The following is a 22,142-nucleotide window of genomic DNA, read 5'->3' as shown; positions in this document are numbered from 1 at the left end:
GCGTTTAACTGGCCCGGGAGCCGGGAAAGGTCACCACCGAATTCCTTTCTGAACTTGTGGCCGTAAGGCTAAGCTGAGGCCAGAGCTTGCTCATATTCAGCATAAAGGGTGGCGGGGGCCAGCTGCCTCGGCATTTTTGTACTGTTACTATCAGGCCCTGTGGCTGAGGCTGCAGACCAATACTCAGAGAGACAGGTAATGACAGGCTAAGTGTTGCAGCTCTGCACAGAAAAAACAGCTGAGCCAGCCCCTGTCTGGCGGCTTGTTGCAAGCGTTGTAACTGTGCAACGCTGAGTTTGTCATGCCACAACAGCACTGAATGACAGGCACCGCTTTTAAGACATTGTTCAGCCGCCCAAAGCGCCTGTTGTGGCTCTGGCGGATGGATAATCAGCAGGCGATTGAGGGCAAATCCGTTTGCCTGCAGGGCCTCGGCGCCGGGTTTGTGGGGAGGCGCTATCCATACCAGCAGTTTGCTGTTATCAGCCCCGTTAGCCTGCAGATTAGGCAGTAACAGACGCAACTCACCAATACCGGCAGGGCTGTGTATTGCGATGACGGGATGACCGCTTAATCCGCCGGGAATATGCGCTGCCAGCCAGTCACCGACCACACCTGTGGCCCGGGGCTGTTGGGCTTGCACGCTACCTTGCCAGAGCAGCCCTTTGCTTTTTAATTGATGTAATATGGTATTCATGATGTGCAAAATGACTGTATATAAATACAGTATATTGGATTATTCAAAAGCTGCAAGAGCAGGAGAAGAAGATGGCTTATTGGCTATTTAAGACTGAACCACAGGCTTTCAGTATCGAAGATCTGGCGCTAAGGCCTGAACAGACAGAGCCCTGGGACGGGATAAGAAACTATCAGGCCAGGAACTTATTGCGGGATCAGGTACAAACCGGAGATCAGCTGTTTATTTATCATTCCAGTTGTCCTGAGCCTGGCATTGCCGGGATTGCCAGAGTCGTCAGAGGAGCTTATCCCGATCACACTCAGTTTGATCCTGAAAGTCCTTACTATGATCCGAAAAGCAGTGAGGAAAACCCGCGCTGGTTGATGGTCGATGTGCAATTAGCAGACGTATTTGCTGAAATCGTCAGCCTGAAACAAATTAAGGCCAACCCGGCTCTGGAAGAGATGATGCTGGTCAGAAAAGGCAACCGGCTGTCGATTCAGCCGGTTACCCCGGAGCACGGGCAGATTTTACTGGCTATGGCAAAACGCCGTTAGACCAGCTCTAGCTTGTCTGAGCCGCTTTTTCCGCCTTGATATAGTCTCTGACATGCTGTTCCAGCACATTCAGTGGCACTGAGCCGTTTTCCAGCAGCATGTCATGGAAGGCGCGCAGATCGAAGTGCTCACCCAACTGCTGTTCGGCTTCTTTGCGCAGGCGCTTGATGGTTATTTCACCGAGTTTGTAGGATAGCGCCTGACCCGGCCAGGAGATATAACGATCGATCTCTGTGGTAACGTTATGGGCCGACAATGCGGTATTTTCCAGCATGTAGTCGATGGCCTGCTGACGACTCCAGCCCTGCATGTGCATACCGGTGTCCACCACCAGACGACAGGCACGCCACATCTCATAGCTTAAGCGGCCAAACTCATCATAGGGGGTCTCGTAAAAGCCGATTTCTTTACCCAGATACTCTGAATACAATCCCCAGCCCTCACCGAAAGCCGAAATGTAGGTATAGCGGCGTACTGGCGGAAGGTGATCCATTTCGCTGGCCAGAGCATTTTGCAGATGATGCCCGGGAACGGCTTCATGCAGGGTCAGTGCGGGCAAGGAATAGAGTGGACGTTTGTCCAGCGCATAGGTATTGACCCAGTAATAGCCGGGCTGATCATCGCGGCTGGGGCTGATATAGCGGCCGGTGGTGTATTTAGGGGCAATGCTGTCCGGTACCGGCGCTACGCCATAGGGAGTACGTGGCAGCTTATAGAATAATTTGGGCAACAGGGCATCGATTTTTTTGGATAAGTAGGTGGCCTCTTTGATCAGCTCCATAGCGGATTTGGCGTAGAACTGCGGATCGGTGCGCAGAAAATGCACAAAATCGGCGTGACTGCCTTCAAAGCCAACTTCATCGATAACCTGTTGCATGTCTTCGCGAATACGTTTGACTTCCTGCAGGCCCAGTTGATGGACTTCTTCAGAGCTCATGTCCAACGTGGTGTAATAGCGGGCGCGATTTTCATAATACTCTGCACCCTTTGGCCAGGACTTAGCCGCTATATCCTCTTTGGCCCCGGGAATGTACTCTTCGACCAGAAAGTCATAAAACTGCTGATAAGCGGGCATCACAGTGTTGCTGATGACCTTCTTTGCCTGTTCCTGCAGTGCAGCCTGTTTATTGCTGTTTATCGCAGCAGGCATAGTACTGAAGGGGCTGTAAAACTGACTCTGTGTGGCATCATCATGAACAAAGGCCAGGGCAGTTTTTTCAAAGTCTTTTAATACCACTTTGGGTTGAGTCAGGCCGGTTTCCAGCCCCTTGCGCATCCAGCTTATCTGATGATTAAAGTAGTCCTCGAAGGCAGTCAGCCGGGTCAGATAGTTTTCATAGTCCTGGACCGTATTGAATTTACTGGTGCGGGTCAGGAAGGCCAGGCCACTGTGAAAGCCATACTCTGAAGTAATGGGCATGTAATGAGCGTTGTAGTCATAGGAGTCCACCATTTCCTGCAAGCGACGGCGTTGCATCTGCAGGCTGATCTGATCCTGTTTATTTAAATCCTGCCCGGCCAGTTTATCCAGTTGTTGAAGATAAGCTTTGGCCTGCTGATACTGCGCTTTTAAGCCTTCAGCAGAGACATCCGAGAGCAGGTGGTCGTATTGATGCACGCCCCGGGAAGTGGCCATGGTCGGATTGATACGAAGTTCAAATTGCCAGATCTCATCGAGCAGGCTATCCAGTTTCTGGTTTGCCGAAACGCTTGCCGTCAGAATCAGGAATAGTCCTGCCAAAAGTGCTTTTAACATGGTTTTTTGCCTGTAATGTAGTTACCCCGACCAGCATAAGGCAATCTTGCTGTGAAGTGTATCATCAACAGGTGATTTGTGAGGCAGATGGTACGCAGGCAGCGACAGGCTGTTTTGCCTGTCGATGATTTATTTTTTCGGGGTGTACACCGGCTTAGGGAAACGGGTGACTTTCTCGGACAGCTCAGAAATCTTTGCAGTGCCCTGTTTTTTCACTTCATCAATACGCAGTACATTATGCATCGGGATATAGGTGCGGGTGACCGATTCAAACTCAGATTTCAGCTTTTCCTGGCCGGGATCCACGACCACAGAACTTTGCGTGTTCCAGACAAAGTCGGCTATCTCGATAAAGCCAAACATCGCACCCTGACTGACCTCGCGCACATAGACTTCGTAGTGCTCGGCGTTACTGATAAACTGGACTTTATATAAGTGCTTAGGATTGGTCATAAAACTGGCTTAATGCTAAAAGGCAAGTTAACAGGGTGCGAATTCTAACTCTGCGATGCATTCTAGCCAAGCTTGATTGTCGCACCTCATTACCGTGCAAGCGGGCCAAGCAAAGCCTGAGTGGCCAGATTCAGCTCATCAGTCTGACCGGCGAGAATGCCGTTGATGGCAAAGCCCTGAACATAACAGGTGAGTTGCAGCGCGGTAGACTCTATCTGGATATCTGCGCGGATCTGCTCGTGTCTTATGGCCCGCTCCAGGCAACCGATAAAACTGATCTGCAGATTATCCAGATAATGGCGCCCTATTTCGCGGATCCTGGCATCATCCACACCCAGTTCAGCAATACAATTAATCAACAGGCATCCCCGTCCCTTTACCAGAGCCACATAATCTTCAAAGAAAGCCTGTATCGAGTGCAAGCCCTGGTTTTCGGTGAGGTGAGAGATAATCGGTGCCAGTTTCTGTTGCTGATAATGTTCCAGTACCTGATACAGAAACTGTTGTTTACTGCCGAACTCCAGATAGAAGGCCCGGCGATTAAAGTCAGTACGGGCTATGATCTCGTCCATTATTGCGCCGTGAAAACCATGCTCCAGCAGTACATCGACCGCCTGATCCAGCACCTGGGCAACATTATAGAGCGCTTTTCTTGGCATAATGGCACCTGAGAATATTCATTCTCATCTAGAGTAGTGAATCAGCGCCCGAAGTCAAACTTAGTTAAAGAAACTATTACGGATAAACTGCCACTGTTCAGCGAAGCCCTCAGTGGGACGGCGCTGGAACTCACTGCGGATAAACTGGTTAATCCGGCCATCGGCGAAGCAGATTAAAATACTGGCGACCTGACTCTCATCGATAGCCATGGCTTTGCCTTCGCGCAGTTTACGTTCCCTGAGCACTTGCTTTAACTGGGTTTCCAGACGCTCAAATAACTGAGCGATGCGGGTACGCAACCGATCCTGTTCGCCCATCAGGGCATCCCCGTTGAGAATGCGGGTGATACCGGGGTTGCGTTCAGAGAAGCCTAAAAACAGATGCAATATATGCTGGCAACGCACTGTGGCATCTTTTTCCTCTTCGAGGATTTTATTGATACGGGAAAACAGCGCCTCTTCAATAAATTCAATTAAGCCCTCAAACATCCGGGCTTTGCTGGGAAAGTGGCGATAAAGCGCCGCTTCAGATACCCCAACTTCGGCCGCTAACTTTGCAGTGGTAATGCGTTGTCCAGGGCTGGTTTCCAGCATACTGGCCAGAGATTGCAGAATTTGTGCGCGACGATTCGTTCTTTTTGTGGCAGCCATAATGCTTTTCCGTTAGTTACGACCAGAAGAGCCAAAACCACCCTGACCCCTTTCACTGGAGTCAAAGTCATCGACTATGCTGAAGTTGGCCTGGATGACCGGCAGCATCACTAACTGAGCGATACGGTCACCGGGTTGAATCACAAAGTCCTGATGACTGCGATTCCACACCGACACCATCAATTGGCCCTGATAATCTGAGTCGATCAGTCCCACCAGGTTACCCAGAACGATGCCATGTTTATGCCCTAAACCCGAACGTGGCAGGATAGTGGCGCAGATCCCGGGATCACCGATATGGATGGCAATGCCGGTGCCGATCAATTCGGTCTGACCCGGCTCCAGGGTTAATGGTGCGTCGATGCAAGCCCGCAAATCCATGCCTGCGGAGCCTGGTGTGGCGTAATCCGGCAGAGGGAAGGTGTCACCAATGCGTGGATCCAGTACTTTAATATCTATCTTGTGCATATTATTTTTCTTTATATTTTTCTGCGACTAACTCAATAAGCTGTCTGGCGAGGTGTAACTTATCTGCAACCGGCAATACTGCCTCCCCTGTTTCCCAGTAAACACTGAGCGCATTGATATCGCTGTTAAAGCCAACATTCTGCTTGGATACATCGTTTGCTGCAATCATATCCAGTTTTTTTGCTGCCAGTTTACGCTGCGCATACTGTTTAATTTGTTGTGTTTCTGCAGCGAAACCCAGGGTGAAGGGAGGATCTGCCAGTGCCCCAACATCGCCAAGTATATCGGGGTTTTTAATTAAAGTAAGGGTTAACTTATCACTGTCTGTTTTCTTGATCTTCTGATCTTCACAGACAGCCGGGCGATAGTCGGATACCGCCGCGCACCCAATAAAGATATCCACTTCTGAAATGCGTTGCATTACGGCATCGTGCATCTGCTGCGCACTCTGGGTTGATAGTCGTTCGCAGCCAGGGGGAGCGTTCAGGGCAACCGGACCACTGACCAGAATGACTCTGGCGCCGGCTTCGACGGCGGCCTGTGCCAGCGCATAGCCCATCTTTCCGGAGCTGTGGTTGCTCAGATAGCGCACCGGATCAATGGCTTCGCGGGTCGGCCCTGCGGTAATCATTACGCATCGCCCTGTGAGTGAGCCTGGCCTGGCAGGCTGTTCCAGCGCATCAGCCAGTTCCTGTGGCTCCGGCATACGTCCCGGGCCGTTATCACCACAGGCCTGTTCGCCCTCAGCGGGGCCTAACTGGCTGATGCCACGGGAGCGTAACAGCTCAAGATTATGCTGAGTCACACTGGCTTTATACATCTGCTGATTCATGGCCGGAGCGATGACCAGCTCAGCACTGCTGGCCAGGCATAGTGTTGTCAACAGGTCATCGGCCATACCGGCACTCAGGCGGGCAATAAAATTAGCACTGGCAGGGGCAACCAGAATGATATCCGCCCATTTGGCCAGCTCAATATGACCCATCGCGGCTTCAGCGGCAGGATCCAGCAGCTCGGTGGATACCGGTAAACCTGATACAGCCTGCAGCGCCAGCGGGCTGACAAACTCTTTTGCCGAGGCGGTCAGCACAACCCGTACCTGTGCGCCTTTTGCTTTGAGCTTACGGACTAAGTCTGGGGTCTTGTAAGCGGCGATGCCGCCCGTGATACCCAGCAGTACTTTTTTACCTGTCAGGGAAGTCATATCAATAAAGCAGGTTAGCGATTTGCTCTTAGCCTATCATTAAAGAGCCGGTTAGGGGATAAGTCATTGGTATAAACCTTCAAGGAGAGTGGGTATGCGTATTCAACAGTGGCCGCAGCGGGAGAGGCCAAGAGAGAAATTACTGGAGCAGGGGCCTCAGGCATTGTCCGATGCTGAATTACTGGCAATCTTTTTGCGCACGGGTGTAGCAGGCACTAACGCCGTGGATCTGGCCCGTCAGCTGTTAAACCGTTTTGGCGGCCTGCGAGCCCTGGTCTCAGCTAAGCAGCATGAGTTTTGTAGTGCTAAAGGCCTTGGTCAGGCAAAATATGTGCAGTTACAGGCGGTGATGGAGATGGCACGCCGTTATCTGGCGGAGGCGCTTCAGCGTGAGCAGGCCTTTACCAGTGCTGAGGATACCAGGGCCTATCTGATCAGTCGCATGCGGGATGAACCCAATGAGCTGTTTGCCATGTTATTACTGGATTCCCAGCACCGCCTGATAACCTTTAAACCTATGTTTCAGGGCACCATTGATGCGGCCTCAGTTTATCCGCGGGTACTGGTTAAGACGGCTCTGGATCTGCATGCGGCGGCGGTCATTCTGGCCCATAACCATCCCTCCGGGGTGGCGGAACCCAGCCAGGCCGACCAACAGATCACCCGCAGGATCATCGATGCCATGGCGCTGGTGGATATCCGGGTTTTAGATCATTTTGTTATCGGTGACGGGGTGGCCGTGTCATTTGCGGAGCGAGGCCTGCTATAAATGGGCTTAATTACAGGAATAGATCGGGAAAAGAGTTGATTCAGAAGTGGCTTTGCTGTATAAAATGCGCCCTCTTGTCACTAGCGTGAACTGGTTTGGGTAGCTTGTAGCCAGCCAGGATTGAATTATAGGTAATTTGGAGACAAACAATGTCCAGAGTATGTCAAGTAACTGGCAAGCGTCCGGCGGTAGGTAATAACCGTTCGCACGCCAAGAACGCCACTCGTCGTCGTTTCCTGCCAAACCTGCAAACGCACCGTTTCTGGGTTGAGAGCGAGAATCGCTTTGTAAAACTGCGCCTGACCGCAAAAGGTATGCGCATTATTGATAAAAGAGGCATCGATGCAGTTTTGACTGATATCCGTGCCCGTGGCGAAAAAATCTAAGGAATAACCCATGCGCGATAAAATCAAACTGGTTTCTACTGCTGGTACTGGCTATTTCTATACCACAGACAAAAACAAACGTAACATGCCTGGCAAAATGGAGATCAAAAAGTTTGATCCCAAGATTCGCAAGCATGTGATGTTTAAAGAAGCCAAAATCAAGTAAGAGATTTTTGGCGAACCTGAAGCATCAGTGTTCGTTTCTGTCATCAGCAAGCAGGCCGATTACAGAAAACTTGTCTCCATAAGAGCCCGGCAAAGCCGGGCTTTTTTTTGCCCTTTTTGTTACCATCTGCACATAATCCTCTGGTTCAGATTGAGTATGATTCGTTTATCTAAACGAGGCTGGAATAACGTCCTTATTTTTGCCACCTTGCTATTGATTCTGGTGTTTCACCAAAGTGGTGAGTTTTTTAATCAGGCGCCTGCACCATCGCAAAGTCAGAGTCTGTTACCGGAAGATGTGCCGGTAATGAAAATAGACTTCGGTACCCACAGGTTAGAGCGTATAGGGCAGGGATGGCGAATCAGGCCTGGGCTGGAACTGAACGAATCGGAGCTGGGCTTGCTGGTGGATAACTGGCAGCAGATTGTGGTTACACCATTCTCCGGCGGGAAATTGCAAAATACCGCAGTGGTAGTGATTTGGCTGGCCGGTCAGTCTGAGGGGGTTGTGTTCCAGCTTACCCAGCAAGGAGATGATCTGTTACTGCAGCATCAGAGCCGACTGTACCGGGCAGAAAACCGGCAGATCAATGAATTTATTCCGCAGGAAATACTCTGATGCCTGAACTCCCGGAAGTTGAAGTCAGCAGGCTGGGTATCAGTCCGCTGATGATTGGACAGCAGATTAGCCGTATTACTGTGCGTCAGCCAAAGTTGCGCTGGCCAGTGCCGCAAGCGATCCATCAGGCAGAAGGTTATCAGATACTAAATATCCGGCGGCGGGCCAAATATCTGCTGCTGGATACGGAGCCGGGCAGTATCATTCTGCATCTTGGAATGTCCGGTAAACTGAGAGTTTTAGCCCTTAATGCACCATTGCAGAAACATGATCATCTGATTATTGCACTGGATAATCAGCATTCACTGCGCCTGAATGATCCCAGACGCTTTGGTGCCTGTCTCTGGCAGGGTCGTGATGAGCCAACTTTGCCACTGTTAACACGTTTGGGCCCGGAACCTTTAACATCTGATTTTGATGGCGAGCGGCTATACCGGCTGTCGCGGGGAAGGAAACAGGCGGTTAAGAACTTCATTATGGATAATGCCATTGTGGTGGGTGTGGGTAACATTTATGCCAATGAATCACTGTTTCTGGCCGGTATTGACCCAAGACGACAGGCCGGCCGGGTCGGCCAGGATAAATATCAGCAGCTGGCTGAGGCAATAAAACAGGTTTTAATTGGGGCCATAGAGCAAGGTGGCACAACACTGAAGGACTTTGCCCAGGCTGACGGTAACCCGGGCTATTTTGCCCAGCAACTCAGAGTGTACGGCAGGTCGGGGCAAGCGTGCATGGTCTGTGAAACGCCTGTCAGGGCTGTGGTGATTGGACAGCGCAACAGCTTCTATTGCAGCCAATGTCAGCGGTAATGGTGAATCCGGCGCTCAGGACGACAACTAACTGTTTTTCTGTCTGAATTTTTGCATCAGTGCCTGTTGTACAATCGGATGACAAAAGCCACTGACATCACCACCATGTAAGGCGACTTCCTTAACCAGGGTTGAGGAGATAAAGGAGTTCTCCTCAGAGGGTGTCAGAAATACACTTTCCAGATCCGGATTCAGGCGGCGGTTCATATTAGCCAGCTGAAATTCGTATTCAAAGTCAGAAACTGCTCTTAGCCCCCGAATCAGAATAGTGGCCTTGTGTTTACTGGCAAAATCAACCAGCAGACCGGTAAAACCAAACACGTCAACATTATCCAGGTGAGCGGTAATCTGCTGAGCCAGCTCGACCCGCTCATCCAGGTTAAACAGCGGCTTCTTACTCGGATTTGCGGCAATACCAACGGTCACATGAGAAAACATGTTGGCTGCGCGTTCAATCAGATCCGCGTGGCCGTTTGTAATAGGATCAAAAGTACCGGGGTAGATGGCTTTAGTGTGCATAATTATTGATACATTACCTTTGGGACTGCGCCCATCCTATCAGGTTTAGCGGCCCCAGTAACCCAGCTTTAATCGCAGCTTAAGCTGGCGAAACAAATTTACAGGTTTCTTGTTCAACCCCTCGGAACCGAGCGCTATGGCGTAATCTACAGCTTCTAATATTCTGGAACAGGACTGGCCATCGGTATAGGGGTGAAGCTGGTTAATATTTTCCTCAATAGCACGCTGCCAGTCGGCTGATGGTGACAGAGCCTGTTGAATGGCTCCAGACAGCTGTTCAGGAGAGCTTATATTAAGTATATGAGCTTCAGGTTGCAGATTATTAAAGGTAATAACAGGCTTTTTAAGCAGGCAGAACTCGGTGATGACGGATGAGGTATCGGACAGCATGATGTCGGCTGCTTGTAGTAATGGATTGATGGCACTGTCCTGTGCAACAACCAGAGCCTCATGTTGCACGGCTTTATATGCCTGTATCCATTGCGGATCCATTTTCGGATGAAACTTGATCAGCCAGCGGGCATCACCTTGTCTGGAAAGGGCATTAATGTGTTCAAGCAGTGCCGGGGCAGAAGTCAGTGACGGCGAAAAGGTTGGTGCATACAGGATCAGAGGCCCTGTTGCTGGGGTTGGCCACGGGTATGGTTCAACTGAAAATAAAGGATCTGTCTTTGGCCAGCCGGTTTCCAGCACCCTGAAATGGGGATGCTCGGCTTGCAGTTGCTCAAACTTGCGGGTGAAAAGGGGCCCCTGCGTGCAGTAAAGATCGAAGCAATCACGAATACGAAAATGACCTTTCTTTTTCCATTCGAAACCATGGAAAACCTGTACTTTTAAGCCTGGGATAAAGCTGGGTACATAATTGCCTGGCACAAAGACGGCTTTGGGGCCCATGGCGATCACCTCTGCCACAGTACTCAGTACTGATTCGTCAGATAAAAACAGCTGCCGGTCTACCTCGTCGCCTTCTGTAAACCAGTGAACCTGATCCCCGCGACGTCTAATCTCGGTCTGTAACGGGCGTAAGATCTCAAAAGCGTAATTCTGGGAGATGTAAAACAGATACTGATTCAAGGCACTTCCTTTATCACTTCGATAAGCTCAGTGGTCGAGATAGAAGGGGTGCGGGGCAGGTAATGCACCTCACAATAGACTTTGAGGTGATCAAAGCGGCCTTTCCAGTCATCACCCATCACCAGCATGTCGGCCTTATAGTGCTGCAGGTACTCAGGCTTCTGCTCCAGTGATTCCTCCTTAAATACTTCATCTACGCAGCGCAATGACTGAATAATCCTGGCTCTGCTGGTATAAGGATAGATTGGCATGCGGCCTTTCTTACTCATATTCAGCTCATCCGAAGAGATCCCTACCGTCAGATGGCCACCTAATGCCCTGGCCCTTTCCAGAAGGTTTATATGGCCTACATGGAATACGTCGAAGGTGCCAAATGTAATGATGCGTTTCATACAGGACTGACCTTACCAGCGATAAAAAAGCGCTAAACGGCTGAAATTGTTTTCCTGAGTATCGCGGCCTGCGTACAGGCTGATACCCCAGAAACCCGAGTCGGTAGCATAGCTGTAATCTAACTCCAGTTCGAATCCTCGGCTATAATCAAAGCGGCTTTTGTCCTCATTTCGAATGGTACGCAGGGTGCCTGACAACAATGAGCGGCTGTCGAGCAGATATTCCAAAGACAGAGCGTGCACTTTTGCAGGTGTATCGTAGTCAAGAATGCGCTCATCACCGCCCCAGTGTCCCATCACCTGGCCCAGATTGGTATAGCCCTGACGGTAAAGGTGATGCACGTACCAGCGGGTATCCCAGCGGTTATACTCATATCGCAGGCTTAATTTGTCGGTAAGATCGGGCGTGTATATACCAAAAGACAGCGTTTCATTACCCAGTTTGTAATTTTTCTCCCCTTCGGTGTCTTCGCCGCCAATTTCACCATAAAAAGACCAGTTAATATCCCAAAGCTGAACATTTACTTTACTGGTAAAAGAGGCCTGCTGATTGCCAAACTCAAAGTTCGGGTCATCGGTATTGGTGCCGATATTATCCTTACCGGCGGGATCAAACAGGGCATGCAGTACATCCGAGAAATTCACTTCCCGGGCACCACCGCCAAACTGAAAGGTGCGGCTTACACCCAGTGTCCAGAACTCCAGGGGCGTAAAGCTAAGGTGTATGCCAGCATGTCTGGGGTGCCCAGTGAAGAACTCATCACCCAGCCGAATCCCCTCCACTTCTTCAAGTTTGGAATAAAACATCTCGTAGCGAATATTCCAGTCGGTGATAGGAGTGGCATTACTTATGGTGATGGAGGGTGATGCCTGGGCATGGGTGCTGACGAGCATGGCAGAATCCTGAAAAGGGGAAAACCAATGTTCCCGATACCCCAGTTCGACCTGCGCATATTCGTAGCCAAATCCGATGTAACTTCCGGTATGCACAGGGCCGCCGCTGTCATCGGTTAGCAGCATACCTGCTGAAGCAATAAAATAAGGGTTTGGATGATAAAAGCCTCCGGCAGACAGGACATAGCCGGACTGGGTCTGGATCCCCCGTTGGTTGGGTAAATCTTTATCGCTATCCTGATTAACCGCCAGCTCAACCGAGCTGTGACTTCTGCCGAAGGTGCGGGTATAACGCTGAAGATAACGGCTTACCTGACCATACAAACCCGGATGGCTGTTCTGTAATTGTTTAATACGGGTCAGCACTTCTGAGGCTTTGTAGGGCTTAATCAGCGGAGCTCCCGGGGTGAGCGCCATGACTTTCTCGATTTGCGACTCGATCTCTGGTGACAGTTGCAAGGGCAAATAGGGAGACAGCCCTTTTGCCAAAAGGGTGGCCGGGAAGAAGCAAAACAAGAGCAGGCCTAAGCTTCGCATAGAACAGTTTTCACCTGATGATTTACAAAGCGGCAATTATACATAAGCCTGCGCAGGATGGTATGAGTGAACAACTATCTATGCGGATCAGAATAGGCTTCCAGCAGCGTTTCAAAATCGGCTTCCTGCCAATACCAGTTGCTCTGATTCTCGGCAGACTTTTTTAAGGAACGGTGTAGCCGGTCAAGATTCTCTTTTTTCCAGTTATTACCCGCGCGGCGTCGACATTTGTCAAAATCGATAATCCAGATGGTGCCCCGCGCGTCGAGCATCAGATTGCGAATGTTAAGATCATGGTGATATACCTGATGCCGATGCAAGCGGGCAATGATTTGGCCTGTTTTACGCCACTCATTTTCACTGAGCGGACGTTCGCAAAGCACCTTATGCAAATCCTGGCTGTCCGGGATCAGCCTGGTGATCAGATCTGCCTGATAATAGCATCCAGATCGGCACACATGGGCAGCCACAGGTTCTGGCACCGGTAAGCCCTGGTCGCGCATATACTCAAGCAGGTGAAACTCTTGCCAGGCGCGGGTTTTGTTCAGACCGGTGTAAACAAACTGGTCTGTTAGCAATCGGCCAATCATGCCACCGCGGCGATAATGCCTCAGAGCCCACTCTTCTGTGGCTTTGGGCCGGATAAAAACTGTGGTACCCCGGCCTTTGGCTCCGCCGATCAGCGCGCCCTGAGACTGCCAGTATGCCGGGCTGAATATCTGTGGATGAAGGGTTACCGGTATATCTTGCTGATACAAAAACCAGTGTCCATGCTCATCGTAGTGCTCTTTATGCCCCATCAACTCTTATCAGTTTCAGTAATTAAATGTGGATAATACCATGATCGCAGCAAATCAGCGGTTCGCTGCCGCGCATTGCAGGTTACACAGTGTATATTATGTAATAGATACGGTCATGGTAGACTCAGGCGATTGACGATCCAGTGGAGCGTTTTAACTGGAAGTGGTTGTAATAGAGTCATAACAACAGGTAGTGAAGGTGCCGAACGAACAGAATGAAGAGGAAATTTCCTTAATCCTGGGTAATTCCAATCCGAATTTTTCAGGGGTGACATCCACCATGTTGCAGGTTTCCGCCGAGCAGAGAAAGTGGGTGAATTTAAGGATAATGGGTAAACACCATCTGACGGATCCGGATTTGTATATCAGCTTTTGGGATACCGTCAGGCTATGCCGGAAACCGCTGAAAAACGGTAAATTCAGGGTTTTTCACGCCCGGCGGGTGGATGAAATGATACAGGCGCTGATTTTACGTTATCTGTTCAGGTGTAAGTTAAAGATTGTCTTCAGCAGCGCCGCACAGAGGAAGCGTTCAGGGTCGACGGTGTGGATCACCCGCAAAATGGATGCAGTCGTTGCTGTAAGCCAGCGCTCGGCGGGATTTCTCGCCGATCCGCCGGATATCGTTATTCCCCATGGTATACAGACTCACCTTTACCAGCCAGCCCGGAACAAGGCCCTGGCCTGGCAAGCTTTGGGGTACGGCGGAAAAATTGGAATCGGTATGTTAGGGCGAGTGCGAAAACAGAAAGGCGTGCATCATTTTGTCCGGGCCTGTATCGCTAGTTTACCCAAATATCCGGATGTAACTGCCGTTATAGTCGGGGCGATCTCGTCCTCGCACCGGGAATTTGTTGAACAGCTTAAGTCTGAAGTGGAAGAGGCGGGTCTGTCCTCGCGAATAATCTTCACCGGCGAGCTGCCCTTTAAGCAAATCCCACAGATTTTCTCGGCACTGTCTGTGGTTGCGGCCCTGAGTGATAATGAAGGATTTGGGCTGACCGTGCCGGAGGCCATGAGCGCCGAAGCTGCGGTGCTGGCTACCGATGCCGGAGCCTGGCCGGAAATAATTCGTCAGGATATCGATGGCTATGTGGTGCCGGTAAATGCCAGTGATGAAATTAATCAGAAGCTGGATGTGTTGCTGTCTGATACGAAACGATGTGAGACCATGGGTAAACGCGGGCGTGAACGGGTTCTCGAGCATTACAGTATTGAAAGAGAAGCCCGTCAGTTACTGGAATTTTTTGAAACTCTTAGGTGACTCTGGCAGAGGTCTGGCAACTGTCGGAGGGTGCCCCGGCAGGGACATCCTCCGTTAAACAAAGCCGTTATTAACCGCCTTCCGGCCCGGCCAGGCGAGAAGCATTTTTGGAGACACGGCTCATGGCTTCCATCGCGTGTTTGCGCTCCGCTTCACGCTGACGTTCGGTAGTACAAACACGCTCGCCGAAACGAGTGCCAGTCACCTGACGACGTTCACATCTGTAGCCCACTTCTGCCGGGGCATAACGAGCCAGACAATCCTGGCGCTCGTCTTTGTTAAGATCACTTTTGAAGCATTCTTTCAGTGCCTGATTTCGCTCTGTGTCGGATAAATGCTCAATGCTGGCATATTTTGAATCCGGGTTTGATGCGCAGCCCGCCATCAGTGCCGCGCCACCTATCATCAAACTTATTAGTAACTTTTGCATTTTTAATCTCCTTTGCTGAGGCTGATCCTCAGTTCGTAATTTGCTGCTAGGTAAAGCTTATGTCTCAGTAAGCTGATTCGCCACAGCCCTTAACACGCTCAGTAAATTAATCCATCACGCTATCTTTGAGGTTTACCCTATGCACGCTTCAACTTCAAGTGACAAATTGTAACAGGATCTCTGATAAAATAGCTCAGATTGTCTGATTTGATGGTGAGACAGCCGTCAGGAAGTCAAGGGTTTTGTGTACGGCACCTGCATTAATATGGATGGTTTTCTGACCCGCCAGACCCTGTTCCCGAGCAGCATCAGGACAACGTAACCAGCGATGACATTGGTTAATCAGATCTGTCTCATCTTTAACCGTATGCAAGGCACCACCGGCCTCAAGCTCGGCACAAATCTGTGGATTATTATATTGTGATGGCCCCATCAAGATGGGGATTCCTAGCTGTGCTGGCTCGAGGGCATTGTGCCCGCCTTTGTCACTCAGGCTGCCTCCCACAAAAGCAATGTCAGCCAGGGCATAAAGCTGCTTAAGAATACCCATTTTATCGCCAAGCAGAATATCTGTATCGGCCTGACAAGGCTTGCCGGCACTTACCCTTATTACGTTCAGATGGTGCTGCAGACAAAGCTCAGACACCTGTTCAAATCTCTGAGGGTGTCTGGGCACCAGTACCAACAATAGCTCCTGATGCTTACCCTTAAGCTGCTGATAGGCTTCTAACAGCAACTCTTCTTCCGGTGCATGGGTGCTGCCTGCAACCAGCACTTTCCTGTGCTGAGTCCCATAGGTTTCGATGACGTTCTGTCGCAAAGCGGTAACATCGATATCCGGCAGATCAAATTTTATATTGTTGGTCAGCACCACTTTGTCTTCTGTGACGCCGAGTCTGAGGTAGTTATTATAATCGCGCAGTCCCTGCGCGCAGACTTTTGACAGCTTTGCCAGCATTGGGCCGGCTAACCAACTCAGTTTGCGATAACGGTTTACCGAACGGTCTGTCATACGCGCATTTATAACAGTGACAGGAATATTCTTTTGCCAGCAGCAATGGATCATATTAGGCCACAACTCCACTTCCGTGATCACCACCAGGTCTGGCTTCACACGTTTAAGCAGACGGCTCATGGCAAATGGGATATCAAAGGGCAGATAACAGTGTTGTATGCTATTCCCGAATAGCTCCAACGCCCTTTCTGAGCCAGTTGTCGTTGTGGTTGTCAGGGTAATGGGCTGGCTCGGCCTGAGTGTCTGCAGTTTCTTGATTAAGGGAGTCGCCGCGACCACCTCACCCACAGACACACAATGAAACAGGTAGCCACCGGTTTGTTTCAGAGCAGATCCGAATCCGAATCGTTCGGGCAGACGCTTGAGTTCCTGTAGTCGGTTCTCGTGCCCGCGCCTGAGCATCACGATAGCGAGGACTGGCGCCAGCAGCATCCATAACAGGCTGTATGCACTGCGGCTCAGCTTGTCCCTAAATGCGCCGGGATGATGATTTTCAGGCTGTCTATGCATATTGGTTGTGGCTGAGAGTCCGGGCTGTATTTTATCAGACTTTATGAGCCGGTGCGCGGGCTTGTCGGCCCCGGAGATATAAAGCAGCAGTCTGCCTGACTGTACACCTGATGTATCGCGAATTTACTCCTCAGCTCTATACCTTTGTCAGTCTTCTCTTTTACAATGCCGACATTAAGCAAATGGTTATGGAGCAACAAATGAACCAAGGTTTCAATGATTATCTGCAGCAGCAACTGGATGATGTCCGCGAGCAGGGACTGTTTAAAAGTGAACGTATCATCAGTTCACAGCAGCAGGCTGATATCAGCCTGACAGACTCAGAGCATGTACTGAATTTTTGTGCCAACAATTATCTGGGGCTGGCTAATCATCCCGATTTGATTGCCGCGGCTAAATCAGGTCTGGATTCACATGGCTTTGGCATGGCGTCGGTGCGTTTTATCTGCGGCACTCAGGATATTCATAAACAGCTGGAAAACAAGCTCAGTGAGTTTCTGGGCATGGAAGATACGATTCTCTACTCTTCCTGTTTTGATGCCAATGCCGGGTTATTTGAAACTTTACTGGGCCCTGAAGATGCAATTATCTCCGATGCCCTGAACCACGCCAGTATTATCGATGGGGTCAGATTGTGTAAGGCTAAACGCTACCGCTACGCCAATAACGATATGGCTGATCTTGAGAAGCAGTTACAGCAGGCGCAGGCTGATGGGGCCCGATATAAGATGATTGCCACCGATGGTGTCTTTTCCATGGATGGTGTGATTGCCAGATTAAAAGCGGTCTGTGATCTGGCCGATAAGTATAACGCCCTGGTGATGGTGGATGATTCTCACGCCGTGGGCTTTGTCGGTGAGCAAGGCCGCGGCAGCCATGAATACTGTGACGTCATGGGGAGGGTGGACATTCTTACCGGTACCCTGGGTAAAGCACTTGGCGGCGCATCCGGTGGCTATACTTCAGCCAGCAAAGAAATAGTGAGCTGGTTGCGGCAAAGGTCAAGGCCTTACCTGTTTTCCAATTCACTGGCACCGGCGATTGTGTCAGCTTCGATCAAAGTGCTGGAATTGCTCTCCGGCGGCGGTGAGCTGCGTAAAACCCTTAAAGAGAACAGCCAGTATTTCCGTGAGCGTATGACCGCAGCCGGTTTCGAACTGGCCGGGGCCGATCATGCCATTATTCCGGTGATGCTGAGCGATGCAAGGCTGGCCAGCGCAATGGCCGAGAAAATGCTGGCCAAAGACATATATGTGGTGGGTTTTTCTTTCCCCGTGGTACCCAAAGGGCAGGCGCGTATACGTACGCAAATGTCTGCAGCGCATACCAAAGCGCATCTGGATAAAGCCATTGACGCCTTTGTTGAGGTTGGCAAAGAGCTGGGAGTGATATCATGAAGGCCTTGTCTAAATTACATGCAAAACCCGGCATCTGGCTGACAGAAGCAGAAAAACCGCAGGTTGGCCACAATGACCTGCTGATCCGAATCCGTAAAACAGCAATCTGTGGCACAGACATGCATATCTATCATTGGGATGAATGGTCACAGGCGACCATTCCTGTACCTATGGTGGTCGGTCATGAGTATGTGGGTGAAGTGGTTGAGATGGGTCAGGAAGTGACCGGTTTTGCAGTGGGCGACAGGGTTTCCGGAGAGGGACATATTACCTGTGGCCACTGTCGTAACTGTCGGGCGGGCCGTCGCCACCTTTGCCGCAATACTTATGGTGTGGGTGTCAATCGCCCTGGTGCGTTTGCCGAGTATCTGGTGATTCCGGCTTTTAACGCCTTTAAGATCCCGGCACATATTTCCGATGATCTTGCTGCCATTTTTGATCCCTTTGGTAATGCTGTGCACACGGCATTGTCATTTGATCTGGTGGGCGAAGATGTCTTGATTACCGGCGCCGGTCCAATTGGAATTATGGCGGCGGCTGTCGCCCGTCATGTGGGTGCCCGCCATGTTGTGATCACTGATGTGAACGAATACCGCCTGGAACTGGCCCGTAAAATGGGCGCCACCCGGGTAGTGAATGTCAGCAAGGAAAAACTGGCCGATGTGATGAAAGAGCTGGGAATGACCGAGGGCTTTGATGTGGGACTGGAAATGTCCGGCGTCGCCTCGGCATTTCGTGAGATGCTTAGCAATATGAATCATGGAGGTAAAGTTGCCATGTTGGGGATCCCATCCGGAGATACGGCTATTGACTGGAACCAGGTGATCTTTAAAGGTCTGGTGATCAAAGGGATTTATGGACGGGAGATGTTTGAAACCTGGTACAAGATGGTCAGTCTGATCGAAAGTGGTCTGGATCTGCAGCCCATTATCACCCACAAGTTTGATATTGATCAGTTTGAACAAGGTTTTGAGACAATGGCATCGGGTCAGTCCGGCAAAGTTATTCTGAGCTGGCAGTGATGGAACTATTTCAACATATTGATATTGTTGCTGCCAGGCAACGGCTGGAGGCCGGTGATGCGGTGCTGGTGGACATCCGGGATCCTCAGTCTTATGCCTCGGCACATATTGAGGATGCCGTACATCTGAGCAACGATAATTTACAGCACTTTATGGATGATACTCCGCGAACCACGCCGGTAATTGTCTGTTGTTATCATGGCAATAGCAGTCAACAGGCGGCCCAGTTTCTGGTGCAGCAAGGCTACAATGACGTCTACTCTCTGGATGGCGGCTTTGAAGCCTGGCGTATGCAGTTCCCTTTCGTCAGTTCGGCCCCTTGATGCTGTTGATTGCTTTTACCCGCGAGCAGGATGCCAGACTGTTGGCTAATTACCTGAAGTTCAAAGGAATCCAGGTTAATTACGAATTTAATCAGGCGGAACATCCCCACAGTCTGGTACTCCTGGATGAAAGTCAGCTCCCTGAAGCCCGTGCCATGACGCAGGAGTTTATCCACAATCCGCAGGATCAGAAGTACCAACAAGTCGCCTGGCAACAGGGTGCAGCGGTGTCAATGCAGGGTTCCGGGCAGAAGTCTTTATTATCAATGCTCAGCCAGGGGCTGCTTAGCCCCCTTACCAGTATTGTTCTGATCCTGTGTTTGCTGGTCTATTTTGCCAGTATTCTGGGCTGGTTCGTTCCACTGCAGCAATGGCTGGCTTTTCAGCCGCTGTCACAACTATCGGACAATCAGCAATGGTGGAGATTGCTTGGGCCGGCTTTTATGCACTTTTCTGTGCTGCATATTGTTTTCAATCTGCTGTGGTGGGGGATGCTGGGAGCGCAAATTGAACAGCGTCTGGGCAGTATTAATTTATTGCTGATTTTTCTGTTAACGGCGGTATTCTCCAACTTTGCACAGTATATGGCTTCCGGCCCCAATTTTGGTGGTCTGTCAGGGGTAGTGTACGGGGTAATGGGGTTTGTCTGGTGGTGCGGTGTATTACGTCCGGGCTGGGGATTATCTCTTTCCAAACCTCTGGTGGGATTTATTCTGGTCTGGCTGATCTTGGGCTATACCGATATGCTGTGGGTAAAAATGGCCAATACCGCTCACACGGTGGGCCTGATTACCGGCTGTCTGCTGGCGTTGCTATATACCCGTTTGAGCGTTAACCCTGATAAAGATACTTAGTAAAAATGACGTCTTTAACCATCTCTGAGCCGGTTTCTCTTCTCATCTGTTCACGCAGGGTTTGCAGGCAAAGTTGGCGGATCTCTTCACGACCAGTCAGAGATTTTATTTTCTCTTCAGGCTGACGGCCAAAAATATCAATGGTGGTTGAACGTAGCAAAGGAGCATGATGAGCAACGGTCTCCAACTGAGATTCGTCTTCCAGCATCAGTTCCACTGTTACCCTGACATATCCGAGTTTGCGGCTGCTGTTGCTCAGGTAGTTGGTGACAATATCAGGCTCAAGGCCAAAATAGGCATAGGCCATTGCCGCCCTGTGGCAGCAGCTCAGGGCAAGGATCAGGCTTACTAACACCCACTTATTACGTAACATGGTATTTTGTCATCCGCTTAACTCTGTGCTTTTATGGTACCAGTAAATCCGGCCATCTAACCAGTATTTGCTGGCAGGCAGGCTCAAAGGTATCATGCTGGCTTACTTATCGACCTGACTGGCGTTTTGTTGAGTTTAGCAACTGAATTTCCATTGACCCTGGATACACAGTGGTTTTCACCACAGGCCGGCGCTATACCTGATTTTCATCTGAAGAACTGGTTGCTGGATACCGGCTCGCTGACAGAGCGGCTGCAGTCGCACTGCCGTGACTTTCGTGTGCAGGTACTGAGCCAGCAACAGGCAGAGCTGATGAGTAACGAACAACAGCTGATGGACTCTGACTGTTCTTATGTGGTCAGAGAGGTGCTGCTTTACGGGGAGCAGAACCCATGGGTTTTTGCCCGTTCGTTGTTGCCGGAGACCTTGTGTGAGGGCGAGCACATGGGCCTGTCGTCACTGGGAAATAAGCCTTTGGGCAGCCTGATTTTTAATGACCCGCGTTTTATTCGTCAGCCTTTTCAGATAACCCGCATAGACGGTGACAATAAGTTGTATCAACAACTGGAACTCAGCACAGATCAGCCTTTGTGGGGCAGGCGCTCGGTATTTCTGTTTCAGGAGTGGAAGCTTATGGTATCGGAGGTTTTTTTGCCTCAAAGCCCGGCGTATAAACTGATGGGGCGGAAAGCCTGATATGAGCCGGTTCAGTGGATACCTGCGCCTGATGCGTATAGACAAGCCCATTGGTATTTATCTTTTACTGTGGCCTACCTACTGGGCCTTGTGGCTGGCAGAGATGGGCACACCTCATTGGTCGCTATTGGTGATTTTTACTCTCGGGGTGTTCCTGATGCGCGCTGCTGGTTGTGTGATCAATGACTATGCAGACCGCCATATTGACGGGCAGGTCAGGCGCACTGCCCAGCGGCCTATTGTTGCAGGGGAAGTGACCGGACATCAGGCGCTGATGCTGTTCTTTATTCTGGTTGTGCTGTCTTTTCTGCTGGTTTTACTGCTCAACTGGCAAACCATCGTACTTTCGATCGGAGCGCTGTTGCTGGCTGCATGTTACCCCTTTATGAAGCGTTATACCCACTTGCCTCAGGTGGTACTCGGGGCCGCTTTCAGCTGGGCGATTCCGATGGCTTTTATGGCGACTATCGAAATCCTGCCCTGGTGGAGCTGGGTTCTCTACCTGGCTAACCTTTTGTGGATCGTTGCTTATGATACCCAGTATGCCATGGTGGACCGCGACGATGACCTGCAGATCGGGGTGAAATCTACCGCCATTCTGTTTGGCCGCTACGATAGGTTGATCATCGGACTGCTTCAGGTCATCAGCCTGGCACTGCTGGTCTGGCTTGGCATGTTGCTGGAATTGGGGGCCATCTACTATCTGGCCTGCACTGGCTGTGCAGTGCTGGTTATTTACCAGCAATACCTGATCGCCGGCCGTGAACGGGATAAATGCTTCCGTGCATTTCTGAATAACCACTACTTTGGCATGATTCTGACGCTTGGGCTTATTGGCTCACTGAGTTTCTGATTCTGATGCTA

Annotated in this window: 28 protein-coding genes; 13 read left to right on the top strand and 15 right to left on the bottom strand. The window is 50.5% G+C overall.

The window, feature by feature from the left end; all coding sequences use genetic code 11:
- Positions 1 to 4: 4 nt before the first annotated feature.
- On the bottom strand, positions 5 to 643 hold the full coding sequence (locus tag AT746_RS18835) for a SulA-like leucine-rich domain-containing protein (protein ID WP_197414295.1): 639 nt from the start codon (positions 641 to 643) through the stop codon (positions 5 to 7).
- 125 nt (positions 644 to 768) lie between these two features.
- On the opposite strand from AT746_RS18835, the gene AT746_RS18830 reads away from it, so the two are divergent.
- The gene (locus AT746_RS18830; protein ID WP_062483564.1) at positions 769 to 1,236 is read left to right on the top strand and encodes an EVE domain-containing protein; all 468 of its coding nucleotides are present in this window, start codon (positions 769 to 771) and stop codon (positions 1,234 to 1,236) included.
- Positions 1,237 to 1,243: 7 nt separating this feature from the next.
- Here AT746_RS18830 and AT746_RS18825 read toward each other — a convergent pair whose 3' ends face one another.
- The 6 genes from AT746_RS18825 to coaBC form a co-directional block, all read right to left on the bottom strand.
- A complete protein-coding gene (locus AT746_RS18825) occupies positions 1,244 to 2,992 on the bottom strand; it encodes a DUF885 domain-containing protein (RefSeq protein ID WP_062483562.1) in 1,749 nt (582 codons plus the stop codon).
- 129 nt (positions 2,993 to 3,121) lie between these two features.
- Entirely contained in the window at positions 3,122 to 3,445 is a 324-nt protein-coding gene (locus tag AT746_RS18820) for a DUF1820 family protein (protein ID WP_062483561.1), read from the bottom strand.
- Between the two features lie 89 nt (positions 3,446 to 3,534).
- Complete coding sequence (locus AT746_RS18815) at positions 3,535 to 4,104, bottom strand: TetR/AcrR family transcriptional regulator (RefSeq protein ID WP_062483559.1); 570 nt, start codon at positions 4,102 to 4,104, stop codon at positions 3,535 to 3,537.
- Between the two features lie 60 nt (positions 4,105 to 4,164).
- Positions 4,165 to 4,755: a nucleoid occlusion factor SlmA gene (gene slmA, locus AT746_RS18810; RefSeq protein ID WP_062483557.1), complete on the bottom strand. Its 591-nt coding sequence runs from the start codon at positions 4,753 to 4,755 to the stop codon at positions 4,165 to 4,167.
- Positions 4,756 to 4,767: 12 nt separating this feature from the next.
- Positions 4,768 to 5,223, bottom strand: coding sequence for a dUTP diphosphatase (dut, locus tag AT746_RS18805; protein WP_062483555.1), 456 nt, complete (start codon positions 5,221 to 5,223; stop codon positions 4,768 to 4,770).
- 1 nt (position 5,224) lies between these two features.
- The gene (gene coaBC / locus AT746_RS18800) at positions 5,225 to 6,427 is read right to left on the bottom strand and encodes a bifunctional phosphopantothenoylcysteine decarboxylase/phosphopantothenate--cysteine ligase CoaBC (protein ID WP_062483553.1); all 1,203 of its coding nucleotides are present in this window, start codon (positions 6,425 to 6,427) and stop codon (positions 5,225 to 5,227) included.
- 94 nt (positions 6,428 to 6,521) lie between these two features.
- Between coaBC and radC the strand changes: the two genes are divergently transcribed.
- The 5 genes from radC (at position 6,522) to mutM (ending at position 9,178) form a co-directional block, all read left to right on the top strand.
- On the top strand, positions 6,522 to 7,196 hold the full coding sequence (gene radC / locus AT746_RS18795) for a RadC family protein (protein ID WP_062483551.1): 675 nt from the start codon (positions 6,522 to 6,524) through the stop codon (positions 7,194 to 7,196).
- A 149-nt stretch (positions 7,197 to 7,345) separates the two neighbouring features.
- Positions 7,346 to 7,582 (top strand): 50S ribosomal protein L28, encoded by a 237-nt coding sequence (rpmB, locus tag AT746_RS18790; RefSeq protein ID WP_062483549.1) that lies wholly within the window; start codon positions 7,346 to 7,348, stop codon positions 7,580 to 7,582.
- A 10-nt stretch (positions 7,583 to 7,592) separates the two neighbouring features.
- Entirely contained in the window at positions 7,593 to 7,748 is a 156-nt protein-coding gene (rpmG, locus tag AT746_RS18785) for a 50S ribosomal protein L33 (protein ID WP_062483547.1), read from the top strand.
- Positions 7,749 to 7,904: 156 nt separating this feature from the next.
- Positions 7,905 to 8,366: a hypothetical protein gene (locus AT746_RS18780; RefSeq protein WP_062483545.1), complete on the top strand. Its 462-nt coding sequence runs from the start codon at positions 7,905 to 7,907 to the stop codon at positions 8,364 to 8,366.
- On the top strand, positions 8,366 to 9,178 hold the full coding sequence (gene mutM, locus AT746_RS18775) for a bifunctional DNA-formamidopyrimidine glycosylase/DNA-(apurinic or apyrimidinic site) lyase (protein WP_062483543.1): 813 nt from the start codon (positions 8,366 to 8,368) through the stop codon (positions 9,176 to 9,178). Before AT746_RS18780 ends, mutM begins: the two co-directional genes overlap by 1 nt.
- Before the next feature lie 27 nt (positions 9,179 to 9,205).
- Here the strand turns inward: mutM and coaD are convergent, their stop codons facing one another.
- The 5 genes from coaD to AT746_RS18750 form a co-directional block, all read right to left on the bottom strand.
- Positions 9,206 to 9,697 carry a pantetheine-phosphate adenylyltransferase gene (gene coaD / locus AT746_RS18770; protein ID WP_062483541.1) on the bottom strand — a complete coding sequence of 164 codons (492 nt, stop codon included), beginning with the start codon at positions 9,695 to 9,697 and terminating at the stop codon, positions 9,206 to 9,208.
- A gap of 45 nt (positions 9,698 to 9,742) precedes the next feature.
- A complete protein-coding gene (locus tag AT746_RS18765; RefSeq protein WP_062483539.1) occupies positions 9,743 to 10,771 on the bottom strand; it encodes a CDP-glycerol glycerophosphotransferase family protein in 1,029 nt (342 codons plus the stop codon).
- Entirely contained in the window at positions 10,768 to 11,163 is a 396-nt protein-coding gene (locus AT746_RS18760) for an adenylyltransferase/cytidyltransferase family protein (RefSeq protein WP_062483537.1), read from the bottom strand. The genes AT746_RS18765 and AT746_RS18760 overlap by 4 nt, the downstream gene beginning before the upstream one ends.
- A 12-nt stretch (positions 11,164 to 11,175) precedes the next feature.
- A complete protein-coding gene (locus AT746_RS18755) occupies positions 11,176 to 12,594 on the bottom strand; it encodes a capsule assembly Wzi family protein (RefSeq protein WP_062483535.1) in 1,419 nt (472 codons plus the stop codon).
- A 74-nt stretch (positions 12,595 to 12,668) separates the two neighbouring features.
- Positions 12,669 to 13,394, bottom strand: a complete 726-nt coding sequence (locus AT746_RS18750) for a 3-deoxy-D-manno-octulosonic acid kinase (RefSeq protein WP_062483533.1) — start codon at positions 13,392 to 13,394, stop codon at positions 12,669 to 12,671.
- Between the two features lie 199 nt (positions 13,395 to 13,593).
- Here AT746_RS18750 and AT746_RS18745 point away from each other — a divergent pair, with 199 nt between their 5' ends.
- Positions 13,594 to 14,658, top strand: coding sequence for a glycosyltransferase family 4 protein (locus AT746_RS18745; protein ID WP_231730980.1), 1,065 nt, complete (start codon positions 13,594 to 13,596; stop codon positions 14,656 to 14,658).
- A 70-nt stretch (positions 14,659 to 14,728) separates the two neighbouring features.
- On the opposite strand, the gene AT746_RS18740 is transcribed toward AT746_RS18745, so the two are convergent.
- Together AT746_RS18740 and waaA are read right to left on the bottom strand one after the other, a co-directional pair.
- Entirely contained in the window at positions 14,729 to 15,088 is a 360-nt protein-coding gene (locus AT746_RS18740) for a hypothetical protein (protein ID WP_062483529.1), read from the bottom strand.
- A gap of 193 nt (positions 15,089 to 15,281) precedes the next feature.
- A complete protein-coding gene (gene waaA, locus AT746_RS18735; protein ID WP_062483527.1) occupies positions 15,282 to 16,613 on the bottom strand; it encodes a lipid IV(A) 3-deoxy-D-manno-octulosonic acid transferase in 1,332 nt (443 codons plus the stop codon).
- Between the two features lie 200 nt (positions 16,614 to 16,813).
- Here waaA and kbl point away from each other — a divergent pair, with 200 nt between their 5' ends.
- Genes kbl through glpG form a run of 4 tightly spaced genes read left to right on the top strand, consistent with a single transcriptional unit; the run spans position 16,814 to position 20,209 of the window.
- Positions 16,814 to 18,010, top strand: coding sequence for a glycine C-acetyltransferase (kbl, locus tag AT746_RS18730; RefSeq protein WP_062484410.1), 1,197 nt, complete (start codon positions 16,814 to 16,816; stop codon positions 18,008 to 18,010).
- Entirely contained in the window at positions 18,007 to 19,032 is a 1,026-nt protein-coding gene (gene tdh / locus AT746_RS18725; protein WP_062483525.1) for an L-threonine 3-dehydrogenase, read from the top strand. Before kbl ends, tdh begins: the two co-directional genes overlap by 4 nt.
- Complete coding sequence (gene glpE, locus AT746_RS18720) at positions 19,032 to 19,355, top strand: thiosulfate sulfurtransferase GlpE (RefSeq protein ID WP_062483523.1); 324 nt, start codon at positions 19,032 to 19,034, stop codon at positions 19,353 to 19,355. The genes tdh and glpE overlap by 1 nt, the downstream gene beginning before the upstream one ends.
- Positions 19,355 to 20,209: a rhomboid family intramembrane serine protease GlpG gene (glpG, locus tag AT746_RS18715; RefSeq protein ID WP_062483521.1), complete on the top strand. Its 855-nt coding sequence runs from the start codon at positions 19,355 to 19,357 to the stop codon at positions 20,207 to 20,209. The genes glpE and glpG overlap by 1 nt, the downstream gene beginning before the upstream one ends.
- Here glpG and AT746_RS18710 read toward each other — a convergent pair.
- A complete protein-coding gene (locus tag AT746_RS18710) occupies positions 20,187 to 20,516 on the bottom strand; it encodes a flagellar basal body-associated protein FliL (protein ID WP_257721090.1) in 330 nt (109 codons plus the stop codon). The genes glpG and AT746_RS18710 overlap by 23 nt on opposite strands.
- Before the next feature lie 195 nt (positions 20,517 to 20,711).
- Between AT746_RS18710 and AT746_RS18705 the strand changes: the two genes are divergently transcribed.
- Together AT746_RS18705 and ubiA are read left to right on the top strand one after the other, a co-directional pair.
- On the top strand, positions 20,712 to 21,278 hold the full coding sequence (locus tag AT746_RS18705; protein ID WP_062483517.1) for a chorismate--pyruvate lyase family protein: 567 nt from the start codon (positions 20,712 to 20,714) through the stop codon (positions 21,276 to 21,278).
- Between the two features lies 1 nt (position 21,279).
- Complete coding sequence (gene ubiA / locus AT746_RS18700; protein ID WP_062483515.1) at positions 21,280 to 22,131, top strand: 4-hydroxybenzoate octaprenyltransferase; 852 nt, start codon at positions 21,280 to 21,282, stop codon at positions 22,129 to 22,131.
- The last annotated feature ends 11 nt before the right edge of the window (positions 22,132 to 22,142 follow it).

This window comes from Lacimicrobium alkaliphilum (genome assembly GCF_001466725.1).
GTDB lineage: Bacteria > Pseudomonadota > Gammaproteobacteria > Enterobacterales > Alteromonadaceae > Lacimicrobium > Lacimicrobium alkaliphilum_B.
Note: the sequence above shows the minus strand (reverse complement) of the source record. Positions and strands in the feature narration are given on the sequence as shown.